Annotated in this window: 6 protein-coding genes; all 6 read right to left on the bottom strand. The window is 49.1% G+C overall.

The window, feature by feature from the left end; all coding sequences use genetic code 11:
• Nucleotides 1–20 precede the first annotated feature (20 nt).
• The 6 genes from AB7D94_RS05205 to AB7D94_RS05230 all read right to left on the bottom strand — a co-directional run bounded on the left by AB7D94_RS05205 (nucleotide 21) and on the right by AB7D94_RS05230 (nucleotide 7924).
• Entirely contained in the window at nucleotides 21–869 is an 849-nt protein-coding gene (locus AB7D94_RS05205; protein WP_420264670.1) for an ABC transporter permease, read from the bottom strand.
• Nucleotides 856–1761 carry an ABC transporter ATP-binding protein gene (locus tag AB7D94_RS05210; protein ID WP_420264671.1) on the bottom strand — a complete coding sequence of 302 codons (906 nt, stop codon included), beginning with the start codon at nucleotides 1759–1761 and terminating at the stop codon, nucleotides 856–858. The genes AB7D94_RS05205 and AB7D94_RS05210 overlap by 14 nt, the downstream gene beginning before the upstream one ends.
• A complete protein-coding gene (nosD, locus tag AB7D94_RS05215) occupies nucleotides 1761–4010 on the bottom strand; it encodes a nitrous oxide reductase family maturation protein NosD (RefSeq protein ID WP_420264672.1) in 2250 nt (749 codons plus the stop codon). The genes AB7D94_RS05210 and nosD overlap by 1 nt, the downstream gene beginning before the upstream one ends.
• Nucleotides 4011–4132: 122 nt before the next feature.
• Nucleotides 4133–5206: an FMN-binding protein gene (locus tag AB7D94_RS05220; protein ID WP_420264673.1), complete on the bottom strand. Its 1074-nt coding sequence runs from the start codon at nucleotides 5204–5206 to the stop codon at nucleotides 4133–4135.
• Between the two features lie 83 nt (nucleotides 5207–5289).
• On the bottom strand, nucleotides 5290–7128 hold the full coding sequence (gene nosZ / locus AB7D94_RS05225; protein WP_420264674.1) for a TAT-dependent nitrous-oxide reductase: 1839 nt from the start codon (nucleotides 7126–7128) through the stop codon (nucleotides 5290–5292).
• 16 nt (nucleotides 7129–7144) lie between these two features.
• Nucleotides 7145–7924 carry a c-type cytochrome gene (locus AB7D94_RS05230; RefSeq protein WP_420264675.1) on the bottom strand — a complete coding sequence of 260 codons (780 nt, stop codon included), beginning with the start codon at nucleotides 7922–7924 and terminating at the stop codon, nucleotides 7145–7147.
• Between the last annotated feature and the right edge of the window lie 466 nt (nucleotides 7925–8390).

Raw genomic sequence — 8390 nt, forward strand, 5'->3', positions numbered from 1 at the left:
TTATTTACTAAGAGCTGAACTCATTTCATGTATCTCTTCTTAAAAAAGTAATAACTTGCCAAAAGCGGTGCCGCTATCCACGCAATGGTCACTGCCCAAAGCACAGAGGGCCTGATAAAGCCGGGTATATCCACCGAGGCCAGCCCCATCAACACCGAATATTCCCCTATGGTCGTGAAATTCAGGATTCTATACACATCCACAGGATTAAGCAGCAACATGACAATAAACGCCCCCGGCGTCAGCGCCCCCTTCGTCGCTATCAACACCCCGACAAGCCCAAGGTCATATACGATAGTAAAGACAAGCCACACCAGCACCGTAAAGCCGACAACCTTGCTGCGCTCATAAAACATCACAGACGTCAAAAAGGAAATGCTCAAAAACACCAGGCCCAGCGCCACAGAGTTCACAACAAATACCATATAACTGCCCATAGAACCAACCCCCGTCTTAAGCAACAATATCACTCCGGGAATACTGAACCCCAACAGCGACGGCACGGCAAGCGATAAGGCAAGGCCAATATACTTGCCCGCGATAAACTCAGCCGCCGTTATCGGCGCAGACAGATATAAATCAAGCGTGTGCCTGTCCCGTTCGTCCGCAATCACGCCACCGCCAAGAGTCAGCGCCAGCATCGGTATAAAGTATACGACAAGGCTTGTAAGGCTTGCAACTGTGGCCGCCATTGTCCTGAAACTGACAACCCCGCTGGCGGCGGAACCGAAATAACTCACGACGATTGTCAGAACGGCAAAGCCAAGCGTTATCGCAGCCACCCATCTGCTCTTGAGCCTGTCCGAAAACTCCTTATATGCCAGGGCCTTCAGCGGCGATGGCTGCCCGTGCCGTTCAGTGAATGCCAAAGAAAACCTCCTCTAAAGATGGTTGTCTAAGCGTGAAATCCACAAAGTCCTCTTTATGTCCTAAAATCGCCGCAAGCATCTTCAGCTTATTTGCAACCGGCAGCTCGGCCGTAATCTGCCCCCCCGCGTATGTTATGTTAAGTGCCCCCTCTTTTTTCAGGGTTTCTCTTATCTCCGCCCCCTGCGAGCCGTGGTCCTTTACCATGATTATCAACCTTAGTGGCAGGTTTAGCCCCCGATATAACTCGTCAAGCGTGCCAACGGCCTTAAGTGCCCCATCTTTCATAATACCAACCCTGTTGACCTTTTCCTCCACCTCCGCAAGCATGTGGGAAGAGAGCACTACCGTTAGTTTCCTTCTTTCTCTCACACCGTCAAGTATATCATACAGGAGCCTCGTCCCTATGGGGTCAAGCCCGCTGGTAGGCTCGTCAAGCACCAGAAAGCCGGGGTTATTTAATAGCGACTGGGCAAGGTTCAGACGCTGGCGCATACCCTTTGAGTATGTCCCTACCTTACGGGCAAGGACTTCCCACGGCAGGAGCTGCGGCAGTATGTCTTCAATATTGCCTATGCCGCCGCCCTTGACGCTTGCAAAAAGCTCCAGCGTTGCCTTGCCTGACAGGTTGTCATAAAATGAGACACGCTCCGGCATATAGCCGATTAACCTTCTGAACTCCCGCCAGTCATTGTCCTTGAGTGCGGCGCCACCCATGAGGATTTGCCCCTCTGTGGGTTTTATAATGCCCAGCATCATCCTCAGGAGTGTGGATTTCCCTGAGCCATTTGGACCAACAAGGCCAAACATCTCCCCTTCCACCAGCTCGAATGACACCTCATCGGCGGCCTTTATGTCGTCGTAGTATTTCGTTACGCGCACGAATTTAAGCATCACATACCACCTGTCAGATTTACAATTTTTTCCATATTTCCATAGTACTTGTCCGGCACATAGTGTGCATACTTTATAGATAGTTCCTTCCAGTGCGCGTGGTAGGGTGTCATTGACGGGTTTTTGTCCACAACCTTGGGGACTTCCAGTATTGGGAACTGTTTCTCCAGCACCTTGAGTATGTGCAGCGCCGGGCTTGCAAACAACAATTTCGACAGTGGATAGCGCCAAAACACATGGTCAACCACCGTGTTTGACTCATAGGGGATATCCCCCGTGCCCTTTCCCGTCATGTCCCAGCCGAGGTAGTCGCTCCAGTAGTTGTAGTTCCAGTACTGGTTTTTGGAGGACACGTACTTTACCTGCACCTCATTGTTGATAAATGAGTTGCGTGTGAACTGGTTATCCTCTGAGCCGCCCCAGTTATGCACACCCATGTTGTTATTCATTATCAGGTTTGAGGTGAGTTTATTTCCTACCGAATTATATATAAACATGCCCTTTGCGTTGCTTATTATCTTGTTGTCAGAAATCTCGCTCCTCACGGTCTGGTTTAAGAGCAGGCCGTGGGTCTTGTTGCCCGCGGAGAGATTTCCATTAACCCTGGATTCTTTTGTGTACATAATAGCCATGCCAACGAGGTTGTCATAGATAGTGTTATAGCTGAAATTGCCGGTATCTACCCACATGGTGTGAATGGCGTAGCGTGATTTCGATATATCATTGTGCGTGACGGTTGAATCGTGGCAGATTTCCATATACATGGCGTCGCGGCAGTAGGATAATCTGTTGCCGGTGATGGTTGCCTTATATGAACCTGTGAGGGTTATGCAGTTGCCTCTGTCATTCTCTTCTAATGCCTTAATGCCTGTGATGGTGTTATTGTCAATCCTCAGATTGACGCTTTCGAGGTTGCGAACACCAAACATCACGTTTAGCAGCGTGTTGTTTTTTACTGTCACGTTGTCAGAGGCCTTTGTGACAACAAGGGCGGTGCTGTCAGAGGAAAAACCTGTTCCTTCAAATTCAATCGTAAAACCCTCGAACACTACCTCTGATGTGTCTATGATTACGGGGAAATCGTCCACAGCCAAAATCACGGGATTGCCTGTCCCTTTCAGGTGGATGGCCTTGGTTATTTTAATGGATTCTCTGTATCTGCCCGGCCTGACTTCAATAACATCGCCGTCTTTGGCGTTTTTGACTGCCCCGGAGATGGAGCCTCTGCCCGTGCTGTTGTCAACGATCAGGGTTGATGACAACGCCAATGAAGGACTCAGCAGGACACATGCGGCAATAACGGCAGTTATCGTGGATACCGCCGCACCTGCCGCGGCCTTTTTCCTGCGGCCTATAAGCTCAGGGCATCGTCCCTCGTCATGGTAGTTCATCTGGCAATCCAGACAGTACATGCACACGGTGTCCATTATCCGCCCACCCTCGTCAATGGCCTGATAGCCGCAGTCGCCCCTACATATCTTACACGCCGAGCACCTGTCGTATCTTTTCAGCCTGACAATGGGCAGCCACTTCACAAAGGACGGCAGGGTAATCGCCGCCCCTAAAGGACATATATACTGGCAGAATGAGCGCGTTACAATCGTTGACACAACCAATAGGGCAAAGAAGTACGCGACAAAATACCACGGCCTGTGGAGTTTGAGCACCAGTGTCTTAAACGGTTCTATTTCGGTCATGTATTCGCTGAGCATGAAGTTGTAAAACGATACCCCGATGATGGCGGCCAGAATTATGTATTTTATATAGAGCGCCAGGTTGTGAATCTTTTGCGGGAGTTTTATATTACACAGTTTTTTGGGGGCGGTCTTTAATATCCGGGAGACTATCCTGTTAAAAAGCTCGGTAATCGCCCCATACGGGCAGAGCCAACCACAGAACACCCCCCTACCCCACAGCACGGCCGTGATTATGATGAAAATGAAGGAAAGAAAAATAAACGGGTCCATCATAAAAAGCTCAAGCGGGAACTCGCCGTCTTTGAACGCGTTGATGGCGATAACCGAATTTGTCGTAGAGGGCTGCGCCTTCAGCACAAGGCCGACGTAGATAAACGCGGTAGTTAGTATCGCGTATCTTATGATGTTAAGTGCGCGGCGATGCCCTGATAGCCTGTCCTTAAAGGCAATGACCGCAAATATGACGACAAGAAACGCCGCATAAAAGCCGATGTACACCGCCTTTTGCATCCATATCAGCTTCCACAGGGGCGACTCAGTCAATTCATTCATAGTGTATTATAACCAATAACCCTTCTGGATTCCTGCGAAGGCAGGAATCCAGACATTAGCGCGAACATCAACAGGGCATGTCCATTCATTCAGCCAGTGCGCATGTCTTCCTCTCAACGTATCTATTGCTCCATAAACCTATCCGGCAGTTTGTACTCCGAGATGACCGGCTTAAACTTCTTTTCGTTGCTTGAACGGTAGCCGATTATCAATTTCAGCTTAAACGGCTTGCTTTGGTCGAAGTCCTTAGACCTGACGATAAAAACGCCGCCTTCTCTCAGGGCAGGCGCGTCCTTTGCGGCAATATCTGTGAGGATTTTATATTCCTTATCTGTAAAAACATATTGCCTGTCATCTTGCTCAAGATTGAATCTCTCAAATACGCCGCCTCGCGCAAACCCCGAACCCTTAAATGAACCCGGGCCGTTTGAAAAGATAAACACGGCGGACTCACCCTCTTTAAGCGATTCCATGACCTCCGCGTAGGTGCGCTCACCGAGGACATTTTTCCCTATTGAAGGTGGGCCGACAAGGCCAAAGTAGAGATCAATATACGGCTCTTTGCCGCCTTGCTGCCCTATGTCTTCCTGAGTCACGAGGATGTTTCTTACAGCTCCCGCGTCCATGAGTTCCTTCCATGAGAGGGTGTCGAACTTTTTGCTCAGCTTATGGCCCTTCTGTTGTGAGTATTTTATAAGACCGGCCTCCCCTGCAACCTTCTTAGCGCTCTCGGCTATGATGGCGTTTTGTACGACCGCCGTTACTGTAGCCCCAGTGATGGCGTCCATTTTTATCTCGTTTCCAACCGACATACCCTGAAGGATACTCTTACCCGTGTACTGCTTTATAAAATTATCATAATTGTCCTCTTTAAGGCCAATCAATACGATTGGTTCGGCGTGAAATATTATCTTTACCCCTGTAATTGTGCCCTTGGTGTCAAACCCAACCAGCGTCTCCATGTGCTTGCCTGAATAACCCACATGCTGGGCAGTCCAGTCCTTTGACAACAGGATATATCCGACGAGTTTCCCGCCCGTATATGCCTCCCAGTACCGGTCTTTCTTTTCGTACTTATCGGCCTTTAATACATCTTCAAGCTTATATTCATACCTGTGCTCAAGGAACTTAGGCTTTTCGGCAAAGGCCGCGGAAGTCAACACAAAGATAAAAAACAATGCCACAATTCTTTTCATATTCTTTTCCTTCTTCCTTTTGTTTTAAAAAATTATGAGCCGGCCAACCCCCGGCTGGCCGGCTGCATAGCGCTATTACAATCTTACGTTATAATAAGTCTCATCCTCATCTCAAGGTGAAGGGCATGACAGAAGTTTGTACAGTATGCCCAGTACACACCGGGCTTGTCGGCGATAAACGTTACGGACTTCGTCTGAAACGGCGCGACGACGAAATTGATGTTATAGTTGGACAGTGCAAAGCCGTGGTCAAGGTCTGAGATTTCGTCATGATTTGTCACGATAACGGTAACCTCTTCGCCCTTTTTCAGGCTAACCTCTGTCAAACCAAACACAGGGGCATTGGCCGTAAGCCTTACTGTGACCTTTTTGCCCTTTCGCTCCACACCGCTTTTGGTTACCGCCAGCGGGTTGTCGAACATATTGTATCTGTCCTTCACATGCTTTTCGATAATGTCCCGCCTTACCATGATACAGTCGTGCGGTTCCAAGTAGGCGGCGGAGTCATGGACGAGCTTGAGCTTTTCGCCGGTGATATCAACGAGCTGCTCACATTCGTTTTTCAAAGGCCCTACGTTTAGGAATCTGTCTTTGGAGAACTTGTTAAGCGACACGAGCCACTGCCCGTCTGCCTCTTTTGTCTCGGCCATTGTTGCCATTATGTGCCCGACCTGATAGTTGACGTCGAGGACATCTATGATGTGAGAGTTTTTCTTCTTTTCCTCCGGCAGCTTTTCGTTGTCTATGGCCTTTTGGATGTTCCACTTGACGTTTGTGCTGTCTATGAACACTGAGGTGATGGCGTTGCCCTTACCGTCAAAGGTGGTGTGAAGCGGGCCGAGGCCGATAAATGGCTGGGCGATGATGACGTCCTTAGGTTTAAGCTTGCCGTTGAAGACATCCTCGATTTTATCTATCTCAATGACTGAACATGTAGGGGAGACCTTGCCGGAGCAGACCGCGTACTTGCCGTCGGGGGAGACGTTTACCCCGTGCGGGTTTTTAGGGACGGGGATTCTTATCGTCAAATCGGACTTCCCTTCCCTGCCTTCAAGCACCTTAACACCGTTTATAACTTTATACTTGCCGTCTTTCAGCGCCTTTTTCATCCTGTCCCAATGGAACACCAGCATGTAGTCATAGTCTGAGGCAAGCATCTCGGACACTGTAACGCCTTTTTCGATATTATACGAGGTGGCCATGGAGTATCTGCCGCCGTAGTCTGTTGCGGCGAGGTCCATGTTCTCATCCATAAGCACCTGGCAGACAATCTCCATCTTCTCGGCGTCAATAACAGTATGTATGCCGTTGTAGTCAGCCGGTTTCTGCGATGGATTGGTGTTTGGCACCGGCACCTGAAACTCGCCGTTACACACCACCCACTCCGTCTTGGGATACCTTTGGGTGAACAGGCCGTGCATACCCTGAATATTCGGCACATCAACGATTTTATCAGTCTCCATGTAGTCGGTGCGTATGCGCGCGACCCTGTTGTTTAGTTTGTCGTTGACGAAGAGATATTTTCCATCGTAAACGCCGTTATTGTATGAGCCGTGGACATGGTGCGTATCGCCGCAGAACCTGCCCTTGAGCATGGCCTTGCTCTCATTGGTTATGCCCCAGCCTGTGGCCACGTCCATGTTGAACACGGGGATACGTTTTATCTCTCTCATTGACGGTACGCCTATGATGCGTACCTCACCGGAGTGTCCGCCGCTCCAAAAGCCGTAGTACGCGTCCAGCTCACCGGGTTTTACCTCATAATCATGTTTTTGGGGAGTGGTAGTCTGAGCCTCTGCCGTGAGCGGGCCTATGGCACCCCTTTCTTTGGTCTTAATACCCTCCGACACTAACATGCTCGTCCCAGCGGCAGCCCCTGCCACGCCCAAATATTTTAAGAATTTCCTTCTATCTAAAGACATATAACCTCCCTGGCTATTACTTTAGCCGTCCCATGAGTTTTAATGTATATGAAACAAGGTTCCATCTGTCATCCTCACTTAGCGAATCCTGAAACGACGGCATTCCGGTTCCGTCTAATCCAGCCGAATAAGCGATATAGACATTTTCGGGAGCAAAACCCATCTTTGTGGCCCCGGAAGTGAAATCAAACGGCAGGACTTTATCGCCCCAGTCATCCTTCAGAGAATCACTCTTAGGGCCGTCGCCCTTGCCTTCCCTGCCGTGGCATTCCCAGCACTTCATCTTATTCCACAACAGTTCGCCCTTCCTGACAGACTCGGCGGAACCCACATACCGGGGTTTCTTAATGGGGATAGGTTTACACGCCTCCTCCTCTTTCCACCGTGGGGAGAATGATTTTATATACTTTATAACGGCCTTGATACTTTCATCTGGCAGATCGCCGGCAGAAGGCATGTATGACCTTGGAATGCCGCCTGTGATGACCCTCGTGAGGTCTGCGTCTGTGGGTAAACAACCGGTTGGAGTAGAGCGAAACTTAAACACGCCGGATGTAAAATCCCTTGGGAATACGCTCCAGACCATACCCTTTTTTTCATTCCTGTGGATAACGTCCATCAGCCCCTTGCCGTCTCCCCTTGGCCCGTGGCATATGACGCAGCGGCTTTCGTAAATCTTCTTACCATCAACGCCTTTTGCCGGTTCAACCGCTGCTGAGCTGACTAAGCCCAGCAGCAAACTTGCCCCTATGGCCAGCGCGATAAGACATACCTGTGTACGATTTGAACTTTTCATTATCCTCCTCCGATATCCTGATATTTACGCGGTACAGATAAACATCCTGAGCCAATCGCCCCCTTGGGCCACCCCCTTGACCGCCCTTTGATAGTATATTTTTGACTTTGAAGCGCTGCCATAGCCACTGTACAACGACTTCAGCGGCAACATCAACAACAATCCTTCAACGCTGTGCTATAGTACATAAGTAAGAAAATAAATGTCAAGAAAAAAATAAATGTGACTTTAGTCACAGGCATTTATATCAATACGTCCTACTTAAATTTACAAGAAGTGTTCATGGGAAATACATTGGGAGGGCACCTGTTGCAAATTTGTTCTCCATCATAAGTAAGTGGTAGTTGCTTAGATTGTTGTCACCTTTAAGGCACCGGAATAACAAAATGAAGCCGGAATGACAGACAAAGAAAGGTAAGCGTCTAAATAACTACACCCGCTGGGTTACCGGCAAGAGTACCCCCTA

Origin of the sequence: Candidatus Magnetominusculus dajiuhuensis, assembly GCF_046044395.1 — a bacterium.
GTDB lineage: Bacteria > Nitrospirota > Thermodesulfovibrionia > Thermodesulfovibrionales > Magnetobacteriaceae > Magnetominusculus > Magnetominusculus dajiuhuensis.